Origin of the sequence: Streptomyces sp. NPDC020681 (assembly GCF_044334895.1) — a bacterium.
Taxonomy (GTDB): domain Bacteria; phylum Actinomycetota; class Actinomycetes; order Streptomycetales; family Streptomycetaceae; genus Streptomyces.
In genome coordinates this window covers 1-20,013 of the sequence record NZ_JBIRTX010000027.1, presented here as the reverse complement: position 1 = coordinate 20,013, position 20,013 = coordinate 1, and the positions used below count along the sequence as shown (strand labels likewise).

Sequence of the window (20,013 nt, the reverse complement as noted above, 5' to 3'; positions counted from 1 at the left end):
TTCCCGGGCTCTGACATGCCCGTGGGGGACGCTCCAAGGGCTGTGGCCTCCTCCCATCATGGTGTGGGAGTGATGCCGCGCACATGTCGGTGATCGCCGGACGGTCGCGTGTTAGCGTCCGCCCGTGATCATCCCGGCCGTGGACACACCCACACCTGGCGCCCGAGACGGCATCACGATCCGGGGCCCCGTGGCAGGGACGGGATCGCCCGACGCCCGCGATCCGCTCGGCCTGCTGGACCTGTTCGGCGACGGCTTCGTCTGGGACCCGTACCCCTGGCTGGAGGCGCTTCGCACCCAGGCGCCGGTGTTTCAGGATCCGGGGACCGGGCTGTGGCTGGTCAGCCGCCACCGGGACATACGCCGGGTGCTGCTCGACCCGGCCGCCTTCCGTCCGGACAACGCCCAGCACGCCGTCACTCCGCTGCCTGCGGCCGTGCTGCGGGTGCTCGCGCGGGCCCGGTTCAAGCTTCCGCCCGCACTGGCCAACAACGGCACCGCAAGTCATGCCGGGCTGCGGCGGGTGGTCACCCGGTTCTTCAACGCCCAGCGCGTCGCGGCAGCCGTACCAGTGATCGAGCGCATCGCCGGCGAACTGCTCGACACAGCGCGGGCCCGGATCAATGCCGGCGATGAATACGACCTCTTCGCTTCCTTCGCCCAGGTCCTGCCCTGCCGGGTGCTGATGGAGCTGCTGGGCATCGAGAGCGTCGACCCGGCCACACTGATTCGCTGGAGCGACGCCTCGCTGGAGCTGTTCTGGGGCAGGCCCGCACTGCCGCGGCAGCTGGAACTGGCGGAGTCGGTCGGCGAGTTCCACCAGTGGCTGACCGCGACCGTGCGCAGCGGCAAGGCCGCCTCGGACTCCTTCATCGGAGCACTTGCCCGGCACCGTCTGCCGGATGGAACGCTGTTGGACCCGCAGACGGCTGTCGGTGTGTGCTTCTTCGTCTTCATCGCCGGCCAGTCGACCACCGGCCAGCTCATCGCCACCGTGCTGCGCCGGGCGCTCACCGAGCCCGGCATGTGGCCGCGCGTGGCGCAGGAGGCGGACGGTGCTGAGGCCTGGGTGGAGGAGGTGCTGCGGCGCGAGCCACCGGTGACCACCTGGCGACGGGTCACCGCGCGAGGGGTGGAACTGGGCGGCGTGGAGGTGCCCGCCGGCGCGCAGCTGCTTCTGATGCTCATGGGCAGCGGATCGGATCCCGAGGTCTTCGCCGATCCGGAGCGGATGTGCCCGCACCGGGCGAACATCCGTCACCACCTGGCGTTCGGCGCCGGCCGCCACCGTTGCCCGGGCGCATCGTTGGCCCGAACCGAGGCGGCGGTGGCGCTACGGGCCGCGGCCCGCACCTTGCCGCAGGCGCGTCTCGCGGAGGGAGAGACGGAGCCGCCGATGCTCGGCCTGCTGTCCTTCCGGGCACCGCTGCGGGTGGCCGTAACCGGAGGGTAGAGGAGCGCGGCTGCACACCATGTGATGCTCAGAGCGTCGCTCCCAAGGAGGCTTCGGCACCCGGAAGATCACTCCAAACCGGCGGCGGATCTTCTCCGGAGGACCAAGAGCGCAGTGTCGTCGGTCTGTTTGCCGCCCGTGTGCTGTTGCAGTTCGCGGTGCACCGTTGACGCGACTTCGCTGGGACTGATCTTGCCCCAGTGAGTCACGCGCTCCTCCAGCGGATAGAACGTGCCCGCCGCGTCGCGGGCTTCTGTGACGCCGTCCGTGCACAGCAGGAGGCTGGAGCCGGGAGGGAAGTCGAACCATTCGACGGTGCGCGGCTCCGGAGTGAGAGAGGCCAGGCCCAGCGGAACGGACGGCTCGTGGCGAAGGGCCGGCCTCGTCTGCTCGCCGTGCAGCAGGTAGGGCTCGACGTGGCCGCAGTTGATCGCCTGGGCCTCGGACCCCGAACCGATGCTGAAAACGAGCGCGGTGACGAAGCGTTCCCGTCCCCCCGCCTGCGCGGCGAACGAGTTGTGCCGCAGCACCGAAACCTCGAGAGCGTCCACGACTGCCGTGAGTGTGGGCTCCGCCAGAGCTGCCTCCCGGAAGGCAGTCAGGACGGCGAAGGCGGCACTGATGGCGGGCAGGCCTTTGCCCTGGACATCGCCGATGAATACACGGCTGCCAAACGGTGAGTCCACGACTTCGTAGATGTCGCCTCCGACCTGGCTGTCCTCCTCCACGGGCTCGTAGAGGCCGTGGACGAGAAGCTCGTCGGTCAGCAGCGGAAAGGGACGCAGAATCTGGCGCTGCAGAGCGGCTGCCGCGGAACGCAGCCGTGCGATCTCACCTTCCCTGCGGAGCCGCTGGGCCGCTCCGGCAACACTCACGCTGTTGAAGACGACAACAAAGACGAGCACGCCCACAGTCGCGCCCACCGTCTCCATCGGGGTGTCGATCAGGGAGGCGGCAATGACGACGGTGACCCACACGGATGCGAATTCGGTCTGCCGAACCGTCCCCCTCCCCGCGATCAAAGCAGGCAGGACGACGAGAAGCGGAGCCAGCCTGCTCTCTCTGCCGAGGTAAATGGCCGTCACTGCCAGGATCGCAGTGATCACGACCAGCCAGAACACAACGACGCGCCACGAGAGGGATCCGGCGCGCCTGCCCCGGCTCTTCACTGCATCCGGACCATCAGGCTCGTTCGCGCTGAGCACCACTACTCCCGGTCTCCGCGGCGGTGCCCCGGCAGAGCTGCCTGCCGCCCTCGGTTCACACCGGGTCTGTCGATGAAACCGGCGCATGCAAGTACCGGCGCCCGCCACGTCTGGCAGCCGCTCGTGCGGGCGCACCGGCGAGCGGGCCAAGGCTGCCCGGTGGAATCGACGAGGTGGACTGGGCGGAAGCGGCAGCCGACCCACTGAGCCCTTGGGCTGCTGAACGGCCCGGTACGGCAGCGCTTCGCCGTACCGGGCCTCCGCTCCGGGAGGTTCAGCGTGTCACTTCACGCCGACCGCCCGGATGATCTCCTGCTTCACCGAGCCGCCCTGGTCGTCGGTCGCCGAGGCACGCAGGGAGAGGTGGTCGGCGCCCTTCGGCACCCACAGAGACGCCTCCCACGCGGCGGACTTGCCGCGTACGCCGTCGAGCCGGACCTTCGACCACGTCTTCCCGTCGTCGTACGACACCTCCAGCGCGGCGCCGGTGATCGTGCCGGTGCCGGCGGCGCCCTTCACGTACTCGGAGAAGATCCCGACGTCGAGCTTCTTCCCCGCCCGCACATTGCCGTTGAGGTCGGTGTCGACGTCGAAGCCGAGGTTCAGCAGCGGCAGGAAGGTCTCCTGGTCGTCCGGGGTCTCCTTGGAGCGGAAGGTCCACTCGGAGTGGCCGCGGGTGGAGAGCACCCACCGCTCCGGGTCGAGCGTCGTGTCCGTGACGACCCTGAACTCCTGCTCGGTGGGCTTGACGTCCCAGGCGTACGCGCCCGAGCTCATCCTGCGGTCAACCCGCACCCCGTCCACATACACCTCGGTGAACTGGGTCATCGAGTCGTCGCTCCACACGTCGCCGAAGCCGGTGTGGTCCGGGCCCGAGTCGCCCCAGCCGGGGGTGTTGAACTTCAGGCTGTTGCCGGCACGCTGCTGGCCCCAGCCGAGGCCCGTGCCGAGCCACGGGTGCCAGACCGGCTTGAACCAGTTGAGCGTGGACCGGCTGCCGCCCTCGTAGACGTTCAGGCCACTGCGCTGCTCGATGGCGCCCGGGCCGTTGGTGATGGACTCGTGCCAGTACTGGCCCGGGCCGGTGCTGACGTAGTCCGTGCGCTCGACCGGGAAGGCGACTCTCTCCTGGAAGCCGAAGCCGATCGGGAAGGTGTCGGTGATCGAGTAGCGGAAGTCGCTGCCGTCCGCGGCCTTCGTGGCGTGGAACTTGGTGTTCAGCACGGCCAGATCACGCTCGCCGGGCCGGTAGGTGAGGTCCCGGTCCGGCACCGCGCCCCGGTGGCCCTCGGAGAGGTCGTACACGTAAGGCGTGTTCCGGGTGCCGGTCAGCTCTACCCGCTCGTGCCGGGCGGCCGCGGCGATCAGCCGTGCCCCGTCTGCGGAGTTGACGGTCGCCACGTGGAGCGGCCGCGTCTCGTAGTCCGCCGTGCCGAACCACTTCATCAGTCGCCCGGCAGCGTCGTCGGTGACGAACAGCGCCTTGGCACCCGCGTCCTGGGCGTTCTGGGCGAGTTCCACCGGCGAAACGGCCCCGGTGTGGCGGACGACGACGGCCTTGCCCTTCACGTCCTTGCCCGCGTAGGCGGCGGTGTCGCCGATGCCCGCGTCCACGACGCCGAGCCGCAGCTCGCCGTCGAGGACGGTCGTACCGCTCGGCACGGTCGCGTCGCCGAGCCGCTTCCCACCGGCCTCGACCTCCAGCAGCGGCCGGCCGAGCCGCCACACGGTCCGGTGCTCGAAGGTGCCGGTGGCCGGCTTGCGGGTCGGCGCGACGAAGATCGAGTCGTACGTCAGCGGCACCTGCACGGCACCGCCGTACGACGCGCCGTTCGCGTCCCGGTCGAACTCCATCAGCAGCTGACGGGTCTCGGTGCGCTTGTCCACTTCGGCCCGGAGCTCGCGCAGCTTCCGCCCGTCGAGGGTGATGTCACGATCCCGGTCGAGGTTGATCTCCGGGTCGGTGAGGAGGCCGAGGCCGAGGGAGTCCTTACCCTTGCTGCCGCGCACGTCGAGGAACGAGGACACCGTGTACGTGCCGGGCCTCAGGCGCAGTTCCAGCGTGCCGGACTCGCCGACCGCCGCCGGGAACGGGTCCTCACCCTCGGCGAGCCTCTTCACGCCCAGGCGGGCGGCCGTCGGGGCGCCGTCCCGGTCCTTCACATGGACCGTGAGGGTGTACCGCTCCTCCTCCTTGACCAGGCCGAAGGCGGTACGCGCGAGCACGGTGCCGTCTGCTGCGGTGGCGGTGATCCGGCCGCCGTTGTTGCCGACCGCAGCCTTCGCACCGTCACCGGTGACGGTGGTCTGCGCGGTGCCGTGCGCGGGCACGGTGAGCCTGGTGTCCGCGAGAGTGGCGACACCGGCGGCGGCGCCCTCGGCGGCGAGCGTCAGCGTGACCGGCGCGTCGGTGTGGTTGGTGTACGTCAGGGTCCTGGTGACCGGCTTGTCGTCCTCGTACGGCCAGCTGTGGAAGCCGAGGTCGGCGCTGCCGGTCGCGGTGATGCGGGCGCGGGTCGCGGCCGGGACGTCGACGCGGCCTGCACCGAGCGCGTACGGGCTCGCGTCGAGCTGCTTCGACGTGGACATCAGCGCGTCCTTGAGCTGCGCAGCGGTCCAGGCGGGGTGCTGTTCGGCGAGCAGGGCGGCGACGCCCGCGACATGCGGTGTGGCCATGGACGTACCGCTCATGGACGTGTACAGGCCGCTGCCGGAGGAGAGCTGGGAACGCGCGGCGAGGATGTCGACGCCCGGCGCGGACAGGTCGGGCTTGAGTGCGTAGTCGCCGTAGCGCGGGCCCTGGCTGGTGAAGTAGGCGGCATCGTCGGCCGAGTCGACGGCGCCGATGGTCAGCGCGGAGTCGGCGGCACCGGGCGAGCCGATGGAGCCGGGGGCACCGGAGTTGCCGGCGGCTATGACGAAGAGGGCGCCGGTCTGGGCGGAGAGGGTGTTGACGGCCTCGGCCATCGGGTCGGTGCCGTCGCTCGCCTCCCGCGAACCGAGGCTCATCGACACGACCTTGGCGTCGATGTCCTTCGCCGCCCACTCCATGCCGGCGATGATCTGCGACTCGCTGCCGCTTCCCGCGTCGTCGAGGACCTTGCCCACGGCGAGGTCGGCGCCGGGCGCGACGCCCTTCTCCTTGCCGTCGGAGCCGGCGCCGCTGCCGCCGACCGTGGAGGCGACATGGGTGCCGTGGCCCTGGCGGTCCGCGACCTCCTGGCCCTCGATGAAGCTCTTCGACTCACCGACGCGTCCGGCGAGATCGGGGTGGCCCGCGTCGACGCCCGTGTCGAGGACGGCGACCTTCACACCTTTGCCGGTGAGTCCGGCCTGCCAGGCGTCGGGGGTGCCGATCTGGGCGTTGGACTCGGCCATGTCGGCCTTCACGCGGCCGTCGAGCCAGATCTTCTCGATGCCGCCGGAGAAGGCACGGCGGTTGGTGGGGGCCACCGCGTCCCAGAGGATCCCCGGCTCGGCCTGCATCGCCACGCCGCCGATGCTGGGCAGGGACCGTACGGTGTCCCCGCCGCGCGGAGTTGAGGCTCGGGCCGCCGTGGCGTACGTGACGATCAGCGGGAGCGGTCCCCGCTCGGCGAGACCCTGCTCGATGAGTCCGGTGACGTCGAACAGCCGCTTGTCCAGCACCCCGGAGTCGAGGTAGGGCCGGGCCTCGTCGGGTACGACGGTGACGCGGCCGTCCGCTATCTCGCTGCGCACGGCGCCGGTGGCGTCCTCGGGACGCTCGACGGCGACGGCTTTGCGTCCGCCGCCGAGGTCGGTGACGGTGACTTTGTCGCCGGTGATGAGGCTGACGGTGTGGCGGGGAGCTGCATCCGCAGGCGGGACGCTGCCGTTGGGGCCCTCAAGGGTCTGGGTGGCGAGGGCTTGTCCGGCCGGGAGTAGTACGAGCGAGAGCCCGGCCGCCAACAGGCGGGCGCTCCGTCTCCTGGACGCTCTGGTCATGAATGTCTCTCCTCGTTGCACCCGGTGAAGGGGTGGTTCCGGGTGTTCCGAAGAGTGTGAGCGCTCGAAAGTCGCTGATCACGGCAGGTAGTTGGCGGGTACATACCCTGGCGGCTATCCGCCAGTCGGCGGCGCGGGGGCGGCTCGCAGGCGTCGTGCCGGCGCCGTACGCCGGTGCACACCGGGCCGGCGCGATGGATACGCTCACCGGAGCGGGACTGCGCAGTCTCGTAGGTTGCGGAGCCGTGGCAGAGTGGCCCATTGCGATCGGCGTGGGGGAGGTTCCCTCTCACGCCGACTGACGGGGTCGGGCGGACCTGTCCTTCCCTGTCCGCGGGTTCGAATCCCGCCGGCGTCGCAGCCGACCAACATCACCGAGAACGGGATCGGTCAGCCGAACGTCGGTCACACCGTCAGAGTCGGCCGTGCTCACGCCGGGGCCCGGTGTCGGTCGTGCCCCGGCTCGTCCGCGTGTCACCCGCGGCCCGGGGGCATCACTCCACTTCCGCCAGCACGCCGTCCGTGTCCATGACCCAGCTTCCGCTCTCGACGCCGTACACCTTCTTGTCTTTGAGCCACTTCCAGGACATGTGCTGCAGGAACTGGGCGGCCTTACGTTCCCAGACCGGGTTGTGGTCCCAGCCCTCGACACGGAACATCAGCTTCTCGTCGCCCGGGATCTCCTTGTAGAGCTTCGGAACGGAGAAGTGCAGCACCGGCCCCATCTCCGGTGGCGTGTTGGCCGTTCTGTCCTGGTCTCCGTAGACGATGCACACCGGCACGGCCTTGCCGAGCGTGGAGCCGTGCGGCACGGTGCTCGTGTTCCAGCCCCACCAGTAGGAGTTGCGCCACCGCATGACGCCGTCTGGTGCCCCCGGGGTCGAGCCGCCCCACTTCTGGCCGATGCTGTCGCAGTCCATGATGGCCTGCCACACGTGGTCGGCCAGCTTCTTGTCACTGATGCCGGCTTGGAGTCCCGCCTTGCTGGTCAGGTTCATCGGGAAGCCGAAGACCGCGGGCGGCTCGGACACGGGCTGCTTGGGCAGGGGCGTTCCGGGAGGCGGAGCGAAGGGTGCGGAGGTTTTCGTCGACCATCGGCCGTTCGGGGGGAACATGGGCGCGAGAAGGAACATGCTCGCCACGTCGCCGGGATGCTGAAGCGCGTACGGGCCCATGACGAACGCGGCCGCTGACCAGCCGATGAATGCGACCTTCTCGTTGGCGCACCGGTCCCTGATGAACTTGACGACGGTGCCCAGCTCGTCCCATTCGCTCTTGGAGTTCCCCAACTGGTTCGGGTAGTTCGCTGTCGGGTCGCAGTCCTCCGTACCGGGATTGGTCTTCAGGAGGCCCCGCTGGGCCGGGTTGGCGTTGCACGGGTCGTGCATTTCCGGGCGGGGGGAGTGCCCGGATCCCTGGAGGTCCATGATGTACACGTCGTAGCCCTTGCCGGCCAGGGCCTGCGCCCAGCTGTAGCTGGTGTCCGGGTGCGGGGAACTGCCGCTCGGGGGGAGCACGAGGTCGAAGCCGGGGAGGGCCGGAACGCTCCTGCCGTGGAGCATGAGGACCGGTTTGGGGGTGCCGCCGGATCCGGCGTCCTTGTATTCCCGCACGAAGAGCTCGATCTTGGTGCCGAAGTTCGCCGGGATGGTCGATTCGTGCTCGACTCGGTGGTTGACGGGAGTCATGTGCGGCATGGTCGCCTCCGATGGCTGTTCGCCCTGAGGAACGCTTGTTCCCGGGGGTGGTCAGCATCTCCGCCGTCCCCGGGCGGTACGGGGAGCCGGACGGCGGGTCGCACGGACAGTGACTGATCGGGTGGGCGCCGCTCCTCCGATCGGCGGGGCGCGCGCTGGGGAGCGCGCCAGCGACTGCGCTGCCGCCTCAGGCTCGAATGCTTGGGCGGGGAAGTTGACGCTGCCGATGGGGAATTACGTGACGTTCCACAGGTGCCTCTGCGGATGATCCGCAGCAGGCGCCTGCCCTCGTCATCGTCGCCAGGTCGGCTTCGGCCTGGCGCATCCGCGATTCCGTGCTCCTGTCCGTTCCTCCCAGGGGCGCGGTCTGGCTGAACGCCCGCAGTCGGGACCGGAGTGGCGGGTCAGACTGCGCCGGCCGTGACCACGGGCTGGCTGGTGCGCAGGGATTCGTATGCGGCCAGGACGGTTCTGAGGCTGCGTAGTCCGGTCTCTCCGTCGGGGTGGGCTCGTCGGCCGGTGCGGGCGGCGTCGAGGAAGCTGTCGAGCATGGCGGCGTCGAGGTCGATGGCGCCGGGCTCCCAGCGGATGGTCGCCTGCGTGGTGTCGTAGCCGTCGAGGAGAGGAGGGAAGGCGTCGAACTCGGCGAGGGCGCGCTGCCCGACACATGTGAGCGTCAGACCGCCCCAGTTGGGGTGGGAGGAGGGGTGGCTCCAACTGCAGTCGATGGTCGCGACGAGCCCGTGTGCGTAGGTGAGGGTGAGGAGGCCGGCGGATTCCACCTTCGGTTCCTCTTCGCCGTCCGGGGTCAGGAGTGTGTTGGCGACGGCATAGACCTTCGTGGGCTGTTCGCCGTCGAGGAGGACGTCGAGGAGGTCTGCGATGTGCAGGGTGTGGTCCATGATGGCGCCGCCGCCCGCGAGGTCCGGGTCCGCGAACCAGGGGCGAGCGAGGCCGGGAGGGCGGGAGTTGTTGACGCCGTGCACGCTGAGAAGGCGCCCGAGAGAGCCATCGGCCAGAGTATGGCGCAGGGCGGTGAATGCCGGGTGGAAGCGGACGGGGTAGGCGGTCATGAGGCTGACTCCCGCGTGCTCACAGGCGTCGATCATGGCGCGTGCGTCGTGTTCGGTGGTGGCTATCGGCTTCTCGCACAGGATGTGTGCGCCCACGGTGGCGGCTTGTTCGACGAGCTGCCGGTGTCGGGCGTTTTCGCTGGTGACGATGACGGCTCGGGGGCGCTCGGCGAAGACTTCCTCGTAGCCTGCCCGGTAGGTGATGCCGAGTTCGTCGGCGAGGGTCTTGCCGCGGGTCGGGTCGCCGGGCGGGGCGTCGGGGTCGGTGGTGATGAGCTCGATGTCGCTGCGGTCGCGCAGCAGCTCGATGTATGTGGCGGCGTGAACATGAGCGAAGGACAGGACGGCGACCTTCATCAGTGGCTTCCTTCCGGGAGTTTCTGCGACGAGGCGTCTTCGACCGCGACGGCCAGCCCGGTCGCGGCAGACTGGCGGGCGGCGGCGGCGAGTCGGACGGCCGCCACCCCGTCCCACGCGTTGACCCGTGGGGCGGGACCGCCCTGGAAGGCGGCTGCGAACTCGCGGATCTGGGTGGCAAACGGGTCGTCACCGAAGTCGCCGGTGGGTATGCCGTCCGCGTCGGCTCCGGTCTGGCCGACCAGACGCAGCGAAGGGTGAGCGAGGGAGTCGTGGGTGAGGGTTCCGTTGGAGCCGGCGACGTGGAAGGTGTAGCGAAACGGCGTCGCCGGTGATGCCCAGACACCCTGGATCTGAGAGATGACGCCGGATGTGTGGGTGAGGGTCGCGCTGCCCGTGGCCACCGCACACTCGGGTGCAGGGGCGGTGAGGTGGCCGCGCTGGGTGGCATGGATGCAGGCGACTTCGCCGAACAGCCACCTGGCGATGTCCATGTCGTGGAGCATCTGGTCGGTCACGATGCCTCCGGAGAGCGCGGGATCCGCGAACCAGGTGCTCCAGGTCGGATAGCGGCCGGTGCGTGTGAAGCGGGCCACCGCAACGCGGCCGAGCGCACCGGAGCCGATGGCGTCCCGGAGCCGGACGTAGGCGGGGAAGAACCGTACGACGTGCCCGGGGTAGAGCTGACGACCTGTCTTCTCTGCGGCGTACGCCATCTCCAGGGCATCCGCCGGGGCGAGCGCCAGCGGCTTTTCGCACACCACGTCCGCGCCGGCCTCGAAGGCGGCGAGAGCGATGTCGCGGTGGGTCGTGGTGGGAGTGCAGATGTCGACGACCGTGGCCCACGCCAGTGCATCGTCGAGTGTGGGGGCCTCGGTGATTCCGAACTCTTCGGCAAGGCGGGCGGCTTGGCCGTCGGTCGAAAAGATGGTGACCCTCGCCCCGAGGGCGATCCAGGCCGGCAGATGGGTGCGCGCGATGAAGCCTGCACCGATCACGGCCACGTCGAGTCTTTTCATGCTTGGGCCTCCTTGTCGTTGCTTGCCCGGTCCGCTGTCTTCGCGCTGACGGAGCTGCGTATGTGCTGCAGGCGCCGGGGGGTGAGATCGGGAACCGTCCAGCGCGCTCCGGCGCGGGTGAGGTCGGCTGCCGTGGCGGTCGTTGTGACACCGACGATGTCCCGCACTCCGGCAGCGACAAGCGCGCCGACCCCTGAGGGTGAGTCCTCGAAGGCGAGGCAGTGTTCAGGTGGTACCCGCAGGGCTGAGCAGGCCCTCAGGTAGCCCTCGGGTGACGGCTTGCCACGGGTGATCTGCTCCGCGGTGATGACGACGTCGACCAGGTCGCGCACACCGAGGACGTCCTTGAGGAGGTGCTGGGCCCACTGGGCTCCCGCGCTGGTGACCACGGACAGGCGGTACTTCATGCGTAGTTGCCGGATGAGAGCGGTGGCGCCGGGCACCACCTTCACGCCGTCCGCGTGCTCCAGGGTGAAGGCGGTCATGGTGGCGAGGGCGGCGGCCGCGTCTGTCCCGGTCCATGGTCCGGGCACGCTCGTGATGACGTCGCTGGGGCGTCGTCCCATGTAGTGCTGCTGGTAGTCGGCGTTGGTGACGTGTGCGCCCCATGTGTCGAAGAACGCCTGCCAGGCACGCCGGTGTACGTCCTCGCTGAGTACCAGAGTCCCGTCCAGGTCCATCAGGACGGCCTCGCATGCCGCGTCGGTGCCGAACCCGTTGCGGAGGCCGAAGCCCGTGCCCGTCACGACGCTGCCCAGCTGAACAAGAGTGCCCCCGCGCGGATCGGGCCGGTGACGGCCGGCGGTTGCGCCGATCCGGGCGGGCTGTCGAGTACGACGACAGGGCATATCGCGGACAGGCCGTGTGCTCGAACTGCCATGGGGTCGAAGGTGATTACGGTCTGGCCGACCTCGACGTGCTGCTCTTCGGCTATGTGCGCGCGGAAGCCTTCTCCGTTCAGGCGCACGGTGTCGATGCCCATGTGCACCAGAACGCCCGTCCCACCGCTCGTTCGGATCACGAACGCGTGCGGGTGCAGTTTGACGACAGCGCCGGCCACGGGTGCCACGACGTCGACGGGACCGGTCTCACAAGGAGGTTCCACCGCCAGTCCCGCGCCCACCATCTGAGCTGCGAAGACCGGGTCGGGCACCTTGCCGAGTGCCGAAAGGTCACCGGACAGCGGGGCGTAGACGGCGAGACTCACAGCATCTCCTTGATGTCCTCGGCCAGACAGTCCGCCTCGGCGCCGACGACGACCTGAACGATGCCGGCCGAGACGAGGACCCCGAGAGCTCCTGCCCTTTTGAGGGCGTCGACGTCGACGAGGTCCGTGTCGTTCACCTCGGTGCGGAGCCTGGTGATGCAGGCCTCGATGTCGGCGATGTTGTTCGTTCCGCCGAGCGCGTCGAAGATCAGCCGTGCTTTGGACATGAATGCCCCTCAATGGATCACGCTGTGCTTGCGATGCCGCACAACCTATCGGGCGAGTGGTTATTACCAGTCAGGACCAGAAGGTACTCGGCTGGAGGTCGCCGCGCAATGGCGTGATTCGAAGGGGCGGTCATGTGCATGTCAAATTAGGGAGAGGGCTGCCTCGGATGGTCCCGAGGCGGCTACGTCATCGGTCGGCGAGGGTCATGTGCAACTGGTACCGGTCGGCGCGGAACCACGAGTACGCGTGCTCAACCGGCAGGTCGCCGCTGTATGCGATGCGATCGAAGGTCATGACAGAAGCGCCCGGGCGAACCCCCAGCAGTGCCGCCGTCTCCGAGGACGCCGACCCGGCCCCGACTGTCTGCTCTGCGCGGTCGATGGGATGTCCGAAGCGCGCGGCGAGGGTGTCGTAGATCGAGACCGTGAAGTCAGCGCTGTCCAGCTCCGGCAGGAGGTTGGCGCTGTACCACGCGTCCTCGACGCAGATGGGTGTCCCGTCGGCCAGCCGGAGGCGGCGGACATGCCATGCCTGCTGCTCGTCGTTCATCCGCAGCGCCGCGGTGGTGGCAGAGGAGGGCGCGTCCTGCTCGATGGACAGGACGACGGTGCCCGGCTCAAGGCCGAGGCGGCGCATGTCCTCGTGAAATGAGGCCAGTCGGAGTTCGGAGCGGTGCGCTCTCTCGGCCACGAAGGTCCCGCGGCCGTGGACGCGGACGGCCAGGCCGTCGGCGACGAGCTGGCTGAGTGCTTCGCGCACCGTGACGCGGCTGACTCCGTGATCGAGGCACAGCTGGCGCTCGCTCGGCAGTGCGTCGCCCGGCGACAGCTGGTTGGTGCACAAGTCGACAAGGATCGCGTGGAGCTGCGCGTGCTTGGGCACCATGCCCTTGCCGACTTTCTGCTGTGTAGCCACCGCGACCCTGCTCTCGGTCCGGAAGGGGCGCTGATGCCCCCTGCTGGTTATTACCAGTATGCATCACACAAGTACCGATGCTGTTCAGTCGTCGGCGTGGCCGCCCTGTGCTCGGGCCGGGGGTTTCCGTAAGCCCGGCCGGTGGCCGTTGTTTTCTCTGATGTCGGACGGTCGTAAGCATTGACACCGGCGCGACGGCGGGACCATATTGAAGCAACTGGTCTTGACCAGATAGTACCGGTCCTGTCCACTGGCTTTCTCTGAGCCGCTCCGGGCTGCGTCCCCGCCCGGCTTCTCTGCGCTCCCTCTCCTCCTGCACACCTTTGAGGTCGTCATGAGCACCAGCACAGCCACCACTTCCGGCCGCCGCCCGGGCCTGGCAGGCCTGCAAAAACTCGGCCGCAGCCTGATGCTGCCGATCGCCACGCTTCCCGCTGCCGGTCTCCTGCTGCGACTGGGCCAGGACGACGTCCTGGGCCGCTTCCCAGCACTCCAGGACACCGCACACGTCATCTCCGCCGCCGGCGGAGCCCTCTTCACTCACCTGCCCCTGATCTTCGCCGTCGGCATCGCCATCGGGTTCGCGAAAAAGGCCGACGGCTCCACCGCGCTGGCCGCGGTGGTGGGATATCTCGTCCTGGAAGGCGTCTTCAAGGCCATGTCGCCGGTCGTCCTCGAAGGCCAGAAGGACCTGGCGGGGGAGCAGGCCCTGGTCAACTTCGGGGTGCTGGGCGGCATCGTCGTCGGACTGCTCTCGGCGATGCTGTGGCAGCGCTTCTACCGCACCACGCTGCCGCCCTACCTGGGCTTCTTCAGCGGACGCAGACTTGTCCCCATCCTCACGGCCGTGACCGCGCTCGTCGTTGGCGTGCTGATGAGCCTGGTCTATCCCCTGTTCAACGACGGCCTGACCTCAGTCGGCGAGGCCGTCGACGAGAACAGCATCATCGGCGGCGGAATCTACGGCACCGCCAACAAGCTGCTCATCCCTCTCGGCCTGCACCACATCCTCAACTCCGTCGTGTGGTTCATCCTCGGCGACTACAACGGCGCACACGGTGACCTGAACCGCTTCTTCGCAGGCGACCCGGAGGCCGGGATCTTCATGACCGGCTTCTTCCCCATCATGATGTTCGCTCTCCCGGCCGCGGCCCTGGCCATCTGGCGCGAAGCCCGCCCCGAGCACCGTAAGGCCGTCGGCGGCATCATGCTCTCGGCCGGACTCACCAGCTTCCTCACCGGCATCACCGAACCGATCGAATTCTCCTTCCTCTTCGTCGCCTGGCCCCTGTACCTCGTGCACGCCGTGCTGACCGGCACGTCCCTCGCCCTGGTCAACGCCCTCGACATCCACCACGGATTCACCTTCTCCTCCGGGCTCATCGACTACGTCCTGAACTGGGGCAAGGCCACGAACCCAGCGCTGCTGATCCCCATCGGCCTCGCCTACGCGGCCCTGTACTACGTGCTGTTCCGCTTCGTCATACGCCGCTGGAACCTGCGCACCCCAGGTCGTGAAGAGGAGAACCCGGACGCCGCCCAGGAACGCAGTCCCGAACCCGCGGCCTGACCACCACGTTCCCGAACCCCGAACACCCGTTGAAAGGAACCTTCATGGCGCAGCGCGTCGTCTTCATCGGCTCACGCAGCGGCCTGCACGCCCGCCCCGCCGCCACGTTCGTCCAGGCAGCCGCCAACGCACGGGTCCCCGTGACCATCGCCGTCGACGGCAAGCCCCCGGTCGCCGCCGACAGCCTGCTGGGCGTCATGACGCTCGGCGCCGGCTACGGCGACCGGGTCGCCCTGACCGCGGCAGGAGACCGCGCGGAGGCTGTCCTGGACGAGCTGGCAGCCCTGCTGAGCAAGGAGCTCGACGCGTGAGCACCTCCTCCACCACGATGACCGGCCACGGCGTCAGCCCGGGGCTGGCGTGCGCACCACTGATCCGCATGACGCCGCCGGTCATCACCGACCCCTGCGAAACTCCGGGCGGTGACTCCGGGCACGAAGTGGAGCGTGTACGGCTGGCATTGGCCCAGGTGGCCGAGCAGCTGTCGGCGATCGAGGCGGGCGAAACGGCCGGCGCCATCCTGGACGCCGGCGCCGCCATGGCCGGCGACCCCGCCCTGGTGCGGGCCACCGCCCGGCACATCAGCGAAGGCGTTCCCACCGCTCACAGCCTCTCCCTGGCCGTCGACGGCTACTGCGCCCAACTGGAGGCGCTCGGCGGCTACATGGCCGAACGCTCCGCGGATCTCCGCGACATCCGCAACCGCGCCGTCGCGCTCCTGTTGAACGTGCCCATGCCCGGCATCCCACGCCCCGGACACCCCTTCATCCTCGCCGCCGAAGACCTGTCCCCGGCCGACACCGCGGGCCTGGCCGACAGCGAAGCGGCGGGGCTGCTCACCGAAAGGGGAGGCCCGACCAGTCACACGGCCATCCTCGCGCGCAGCCTGGGACTGCCCGCCGTAGTGGGTTGCGCCGAAGCCGCCACTCTGGCCGACGGCACTCCCGTCATCCTCGACGGCAGCACGGGCACCGTCGAAGCACACCCCTCGTCCGAACGCCGACGACTGGCCGCGCAACAGGACCGCTCCCGGCAGAAGCCTCGTTCACACGGCCCCGGACGCACAGCCGACCAGCACCCGGTGGCACTCCTCACCAACATCGGCACGCGCCGCGACGCCTTCCGCGCAGCACAGGACGACAACGAGGGCGTGGGCCTCTTCCGTACCGAATTCCTCTTCCTGGACCGCCGCGAGGCACCCACGACCGACGAACAGATCTCCGCCTACACACAGGTCCTCACGGCCTTCAAGGGCCGCGCCGTGACCGTCCGCACCCTGGACGCCGGCTCAGACAAGCCCCTGCCCTTCCTACGGCTTCCTGTTGAGGACAACCCGGCCCTGGGCATTCGCGGCCTGCGCACCTCGACGATCCTGCCCGGCATCCTCGAAGCCCAACTCAAAGCGCTCGCAGCGGCCCAGCGTAGAACCGGCGCGCAGCTGAAGGTCATGGCACCCATGGTCTCCACCGTGCAGGAAGCCGCACACTTCGCCGAACGAGCCCGCAGCTTCGGCATCCAGAACGTCGGCATCATGATCGAAGTACCGGCGGCAGCCCTTCTCGCACACGACCTTCTGCAGCACGTCGACTTCGCCAGCATCGGCACCAACGACCTGGCCCAATACACCTTCGCCGCAGACCGCACGGCCCACACCCTCGCCCACCTGCTGGACCCCTGGCAGCCGGCCCTTCTCACCCTCATCGCCCAGGTATGCAGCGCCGCAAAGGCACTCGGCCGTCCCGTCGGCGTCTGCGGTGAGGCAGCCGCCGACCCGCTCCTCGCGCCCGTCCTGGCCGGGCTGGGCGTGAGGAGCCTGTCCATGGCCCCTCCAGCCGTGGCCCCGGTCCGTGACGCACTCGCCCAGCTCACCCTGCAACAGTGCAAGGACCTGGCCGCGAGCGCGCTCCACGCCACAGAACCGCAGACAGCACGCACAACCGCACAGCGGATGAGCGACGCCTTCCTTGCCGCACCGCGCGAACGGCAGGAGGCCTGACATGGAGGTGGTGATCCGCCCCGCCGCCGCAGACGCCGGCCGCACCGTCGCCGGCATCATCCACCGCGCGATGGCCGACGGTACGAAGACTCTGGGGCTGGCCACGGGCTCCTCGCCCCTGGCCGTCTACGCAGACCTCGTCCGCCGCCACCGGCAAGAGGGCCTCAGCTTCGCCGGCATCGACGCCTTCCTGCTCGACGAGTACGTCGGCCTCCCGCCCTCCCACCCGCAGTCCTACGCCCAGGTGATACGCCGCGAACTGGTCGACCACGTCGACCTCGACCCCGCCCGGATACACGCGCCCCAGGGAACGGCAGCGGACCCGCAGCAGGAGGCCCGCCGCTTCGAACGCACCCTCACGGCCGCAGGACCGGTCGGCGTACAGATTCTCGGAATCGGCGTCAACGGCCATATCGGCTTCAACGAGCCGGGCTCGTCCCTCGGCTCCAGCACCCGGCTCAAAACCCTCACCGACGACACCCGCCGCGACAACGCACGCTTCTTCGGTGGAATCGACGAGGTGCCTCGTCACGTCATCACCCAAGGCCTGGCCACGATCGGCGGGGCATCCCACCTCGTGCTGATCGCCACCGGCCCGCACAAGGCCCACGCGGTGGCCTCCGCCGTCGAAGGACCCGTCAGCACGATGTGTCCCGCTTCCGTCCTCCAACTGCATCCCCATGCCACGGTGGTGGTGGACGAACTCGCCGCGGCCCGACTGGAACAGCAGCCCTACTACCGCGAGGTCGCCCGTCACAAGCCTGCCGGTCAGGGGTACTGATGAGCCGCCCCACTGATGTTGTGGCCGTCGACCTCGGCGGCACCACCATCAAGGCCGCGCGATTCGACGCGCAGGGGGTTGCCGAGGAGACCCTGCGGCTGGCCACTCCGTCGTCGGAAGGACCGGAAGCGGTTGTCGCCGCCGTCGTGCGGGCCGCCGCTGATCTGGTGAGCCCCAGTACCGCGGCCGTCGGCCTGTGCGCTCCGGGGCTGATCGATGCTGCCGCCGGTGTCGTCCGGTTCGCCGCGAATCTTGGACTGCGCGAAACGCCTCTCGCTGCGGCCGTGGCGGACAGGGTCCGCCTTCCCGTGACACTCGAGCATGATGTGCGGGCGGCCTGCCTGGCCGAGCAGCGGCTCGGGCTCGGCGGGGATGTCAGGGACTTGCTCGTGGTCGTACTCGGTACGGGTGTGGCGGCAGGGATCGTCTGCAATGGACAACTCGTGGGAGGCGCCCAGGGCTTCGCCGGCGAATTCGGCCACATCCCCGTCCACGCCGGTGGTGAGCCCTGCACCTGCGGTCAGCACGGCTGCGTGGAGGCCTACGCATCAGGCGGTGCCCTGGTCCGCCGCTACCGCCGCACCGGAGGCATCGCCAACAATGCGGCCGACGTCGCCGCACGGCGGGACACCGACCCTGAGGCTGCACGGCTCTGGGCCGAGGGAGCCGACGCTCTCGGAAGAGCGCTCGTCACCACGACCGTCCTGCTGGACCCACAGCGCATCGTCCTGGCCGGCGGCATGGCTGCCGCCGGAGATGCGCTCGCGGAACCAGTCCGGCACACGCTGCAGAACGGACTCGCCTGGCGCTCCGCCCCCGCGGTGGACATCTCACCGCTGGGCGCGGACGCGGGGCTCCTCGGCGCGGCTCTACGGGCCGCAGAGGCAGCAGGCGCACGCGTATTCCTACGGAGCACATGCTGAGACCCCGCCCGCGGCCGATCCCGCCCGGTGTGACCGCCTGTTCCGGCAGTGACGACATCGCAGCTGTGCCCCAAGCCCCGCATGAAAGGAGCACGTCACCCGTGTGGCCCCGAAAACGCAGCCACCGACCTCCCCGGAGGCTGCAGCCCGAGCTCGACGACGAACCACTCGCCCGCGCCCTGACACATCTGGGAGCCCAGATAGCGGCCCAGGGCAACAACTTGGCCGAATGCAACGACCGTGGCGCCCTCACCTATCCGATAGAGCAGGCACTGCGCGACCCGGGAAAGGACTGGGACCGGCGGATGCACCGCCTGCTCGTTTTCAGCACTCTCCCCGAAGCGCACGTCCTGGCCGGCCACTGGCGCACCTGGAATCCCGCCAGTGCCGATGCCATGCTCCTGCAGGCCCTCGCCAGCATCGCCCAGGCCCGTTCAGGCGGCCCTACCGGCGATCTCGGCACCACGATCGCCCTGTGCCGGGACGCCGCTGAACGGGCACCTGAGGACCCTGCCCCATGGGTGGCCATGCTGAGCTACTACAGGCTGGTGCGGGCGCCCGGGGCTCAAGTGCAGCCCATCTGGAACGCCGTGAAATCGCGCGATCCTTGGAATCGGGAGGCTCACTGGCAGATGCTGCGGTACGTCTCCCCGGAGGAGTGCGGGTCCAACGTTCTGACCGTTCAGTTCACCGACTCAGTGGCTGTCTCCGCTCCTGCGGGCTCTCCCGTAGCGGCCGTTGGCCTCGCTGCCGGCCTGAGCCGGTACCGAAGGGCTCTGGCAGCCGGAGGCATCACGGCACTCACCGCACGCCGACACTGGGATCAGCCTCACGAACGCGCCCTCGTCGACGAAGCCCTTGCCGGCTGGACACAGCCCGGCTTTCTCAGGCATGCAGCAGCCCTTCTCGACCTGAACCTTCTCGCCTACGTGCTGACGAAGGCCGCACGCCTGCAGGAAGCATGGCTGGTCTTCGAGGCAACCGCAGCGGTCGCCGCCTCCTGGCCCTGGGAGCTGGACGGCGTCCCCCTGAAAGAGGTCCAGGAATGGCACTCTCGGGCATTCAGGGCCAGGAACCGGCGCTCACCACGGTGACCTCGGCATACGCAGCCCCGGAACACCGCAACGGTTCTCCCCGGGAAGTCCGCCCACGGTGCAGCCGCAAGGCACAACAGGATCGGCAGCGACATGCCCGCTCCGTGGGCCTGGCGATCTCCCACAGGCCCTCCGGAACGATCCATCCCCCCACCGTCCACTCCCCATGCCGAGGACAACTGCCACCTGGCCGTGCAGATCGCGGTCTCAATCTCGCAGGGCTTACAACGGCTAACACAATGAGGTGGATCGCTCCTGGATGACGTGTCGGGAGCGGGAGTTGGACGTTCGGCTGGATGCGGGGCCTGCACCGTGGATCGTGTCCGGGGGCTGTGAGAGTGCAGGGAGCCGTTGCTACCGCAGCGCGAGCGGCGCTTCCGGTATCCGGGGCGCAAGGCACTGCCGGACCGGGAGTGCTGTGCGACATCCTCTATGCTTGGCGTTTAACGTTGGTGAGCTTGATGTTCCTTGATCGACTCGGCGCGTTTGACCGTCTTGCCGACGTCGTGACGCGTGGCCCGGTGCTTGT

16 protein-coding genes, 1 tRNA gene and 1 pseudogene are annotated in these 20,013 nt (G+C 69.2%); 9 read left to right on the top strand and 9 right to left on the bottom strand.

Going from position 1 to position 20,013, the window contains the following annotated elements; all coding sequences use genetic code 11:
- Window positions 1–124 precede the first annotated feature (124 nt).
- A complete protein-coding gene (locus tag ACH4YL_RS36675) occupies window positions 125–1,453 on the top strand; it encodes a cytochrome P450 (RefSeq protein ID WP_398511860.1) in 1,329 nt (442 codons plus the stop codon).
- A 68-nt stretch (window positions 1,454–1,521) separates the two neighbouring features.
- Here ACH4YL_RS36675 and ACH4YL_RS36670 read toward each other — a convergent pair whose 3' ends face one another.
- Together ACH4YL_RS36670 and ACH4YL_RS36665 are read right to left on the bottom strand one after the other, a co-directional pair.
- A complete protein-coding gene (locus tag ACH4YL_RS36670) occupies window positions 1,522–2,661 on the bottom strand; it encodes a PP2C family protein-serine/threonine phosphatase (RefSeq protein WP_398511859.1) in 1,140 nt (379 codons plus the stop codon).
- A gap of 279 nt (window positions 2,662–2,940) precedes the next feature.
- Window positions 2,941–6,624 (bottom strand): S8 family serine peptidase, encoded by a 3,684-nt coding sequence (locus ACH4YL_RS36665; RefSeq protein ID WP_398511858.1) that lies wholly within the window; start codon window positions 6,622–6,624, stop codon window positions 2,941–2,943.
- 239 nt (window positions 6,625–6,863) lie between these two features.
- Here ACH4YL_RS36665 and ACH4YL_RS36660 point away from each other — a divergent pair.
- Window positions 6,864–6,982 (top strand) — tRNA-OTHER (locus tag ACH4YL_RS36660).
- Between the two features lie 136 nt (window positions 6,983–7,118).
- On the opposite strand, the gene ACH4YL_RS36655 is transcribed toward ACH4YL_RS36660, so the two are convergent.
- From ACH4YL_RS36655 to ACH4YL_RS36625, 7 genes are all read right to left on the bottom strand, one after another.
- Window positions 7,119–8,312, bottom strand: a complete 1,194-nt coding sequence (locus tag ACH4YL_RS36655; protein ID WP_398511857.1) for an alpha/beta hydrolase — start codon at window positions 8,310–8,312, stop codon at window positions 7,119–7,121.
- Window positions 8,313–8,725: 413 nt separating this feature from the next.
- Window positions 8,726–9,751 carry a Gfo/Idh/MocA family protein gene (locus ACH4YL_RS36650; RefSeq protein WP_398511856.1) on the bottom strand — a complete coding sequence of 342 codons (1,026 nt, stop codon included), beginning with the start codon at window positions 9,749–9,751 and terminating at the stop codon, window positions 8,726–8,728.
- Window positions 9,751–10,770, bottom strand: a complete 1,020-nt coding sequence (locus tag ACH4YL_RS36645; RefSeq protein WP_398511855.1) for a Gfo/Idh/MocA family protein — start codon at window positions 10,768–10,770, stop codon at window positions 9,751–9,753. The genes ACH4YL_RS36650 and ACH4YL_RS36645 overlap by 1 nt, the downstream gene beginning before the upstream one ends.
- Window positions 10,767–11,516 carry an HAD family hydrolase gene (locus tag ACH4YL_RS36640; RefSeq protein WP_398511854.1) on the bottom strand — a complete coding sequence of 250 codons (750 nt, stop codon included), beginning with the start codon at window positions 11,514–11,516 and terminating at the stop codon, window positions 10,767–10,769. Before ACH4YL_RS36640 ends, ACH4YL_RS36645 begins: the two co-directional genes overlap by 4 nt.
- The gene (locus ACH4YL_RS36635; RefSeq protein WP_398511853.1) at window positions 11,513–11,977 is read right to left on the bottom strand and encodes a PTS glucose transporter subunit IIA; all 465 of its coding nucleotides are present in this window, start codon (window positions 11,975–11,977) and stop codon (window positions 11,513–11,515) included. The genes ACH4YL_RS36640 and ACH4YL_RS36635 overlap by 4 nt, the downstream gene beginning before the upstream one ends.
- Complete coding sequence (locus ACH4YL_RS36630; protein WP_398511852.1) at window positions 11,974–12,204, bottom strand: glucose PTS transporter subunit EIIB; 231 nt, start codon at window positions 12,202–12,204, stop codon at window positions 11,974–11,976. The genes ACH4YL_RS36635 and ACH4YL_RS36630 overlap by 4 nt, the downstream gene beginning before the upstream one ends.
- Window positions 12,205–12,391: 187 nt before the next feature.
- Window positions 12,392–13,120, bottom strand: a complete 729-nt coding sequence (locus ACH4YL_RS36625; RefSeq protein WP_398511851.1) for a GntR family transcriptional regulator — start codon at window positions 13,118–13,120, stop codon at window positions 12,392–12,394.
- A gap of 334 nt (window positions 13,121–13,454) precedes the next feature.
- Here ACH4YL_RS36625 and ACH4YL_RS36620 point away from each other — a divergent pair, with 334 nt between their 5' ends.
- The 7 genes and pseudogenes from ACH4YL_RS36620 to ACH4YL_RS36590 all read left to right on the top strand — a co-directional run.
- Window positions 13,455–14,690, top strand: coding sequence for a PTS transporter subunit EIIC (locus ACH4YL_RS36620; RefSeq protein ID WP_398511850.1), 1,236 nt, complete (start codon window positions 13,455–13,457; stop codon window positions 14,688–14,690).
- Between the two features lie 44 nt (window positions 14,691–14,734).
- A complete protein-coding gene (locus ACH4YL_RS36615) occupies window positions 14,735–15,001 on the top strand; it encodes an HPr family phosphocarrier protein (protein ID WP_398511849.1) in 267 nt (88 codons plus the stop codon).
- Entirely contained in the window at window positions 14,998–16,686 is a 1,689-nt protein-coding gene (gene ptsP / locus ACH4YL_RS36610; RefSeq protein ID WP_398511848.1) for a phosphoenolpyruvate--protein phosphotransferase, read from the top strand. The genes ACH4YL_RS36615 and ptsP overlap by 4 nt, the downstream gene beginning before the upstream one ends.
- A 1-nt stretch (window position 16,687) precedes the next feature.
- Window positions 16,688–17,467 carry a glucosamine-6-phosphate deaminase gene (gene nagB, locus ACH4YL_RS36605; protein ID WP_398511847.1) on the top strand — a complete coding sequence of 260 codons (780 nt, stop codon included), beginning with the start codon at window positions 16,688–16,690 and terminating at the stop codon, window positions 17,465–17,467.
- Window positions 17,467–18,390, top strand: coding sequence for an ROK family protein (locus ACH4YL_RS36600; RefSeq protein ID WP_398511846.1), 924 nt, complete (start codon window positions 17,467–17,469; stop codon window positions 18,388–18,390). The genes nagB and ACH4YL_RS36600 overlap by 1 nt, the downstream gene beginning before the upstream one ends.
- A 101-nt stretch (window positions 18,391–18,491) precedes the next feature.
- The gene (locus ACH4YL_RS36595) at window positions 18,492–19,484 is read left to right on the top strand and encodes a hypothetical protein (protein WP_398511845.1); all 993 of its coding nucleotides are present in this window, start codon (window positions 18,492–18,494) and stop codon (window positions 19,482–19,484) included.
- A gap of 259 nt (window positions 19,485–19,743) precedes the next feature.
- Window positions 19,744–19,918, top strand: a pseudogene (locus tag ACH4YL_RS36590) (IS5/IS1182 family transposase); the annotation flags it as partial.
- Between the last annotated feature and the right edge of the window lie 95 nt (window positions 19,919–20,013).

Excerpts from the sequence above, each read along its gene's own strand:
- ACH4YL_RS36665 (WP_398511858.1), bottom strand. The coding sequence starts at position 6,624 with ATGACCAGAGCGTCCAGGAGACGGAGCGCCCGCCTGTTGGCGGCCGGG.
- ACH4YL_RS36655 (WP_398511857.1), bottom strand. The coding sequence starts at position 8,312 with ATGACTCCCGTCAACCACCGAGTCGAGCACGAATCGACCATCCCGGCG.
- ACH4YL_RS36650 (WP_398511856.1), bottom strand. The coding sequence starts at position 9,751 with ATGAAGGTCGCCGTCCTGTCCTTCGCTCATGTTCACGCCGCCACATAC.
- ACH4YL_RS36645 (WP_398511855.1), bottom strand. The coding sequence starts at position 10,770 with ATGAAAAGACTCGACGTGGCCGTGATCGGTGCAGGCTTCATCGCGCGC.
- ACH4YL_RS36630 (WP_398511852.1), bottom strand. The coding sequence starts at position 12,204 with ATGTCCAAAGCACGGCTGATCTTCGACGCGCTCGGCGGAACGAACAAC.
- ACH4YL_RS36620 (WP_398511850.1), top strand. The coding sequence starts at position 13,455 with ATGAGCACCAGCACAGCCACCACTTCCGGCCGCCGCCCGGGCCTGGCA.
- ACH4YL_RS36615 (WP_398511849.1), top strand. The coding sequence starts at position 14,735 with ATGGCGCAGCGCGTCGTCTTCATCGGCTCACGCAGCGGCCTGCACGCC.
- nagB (WP_398511847.1), top strand. The coding sequence starts at position 16,688 with ATGGAGGTGGTGATCCGCCCCGCCGCCGCAGACGCCGGCCGCACCGTC.
- ACH4YL_RS36600 (WP_398511846.1), top strand. The coding sequence starts at position 17,467 with ATGAGCCGCCCCACTGATGTTGTGGCCGTCGACCTCGGCGGCACCACC.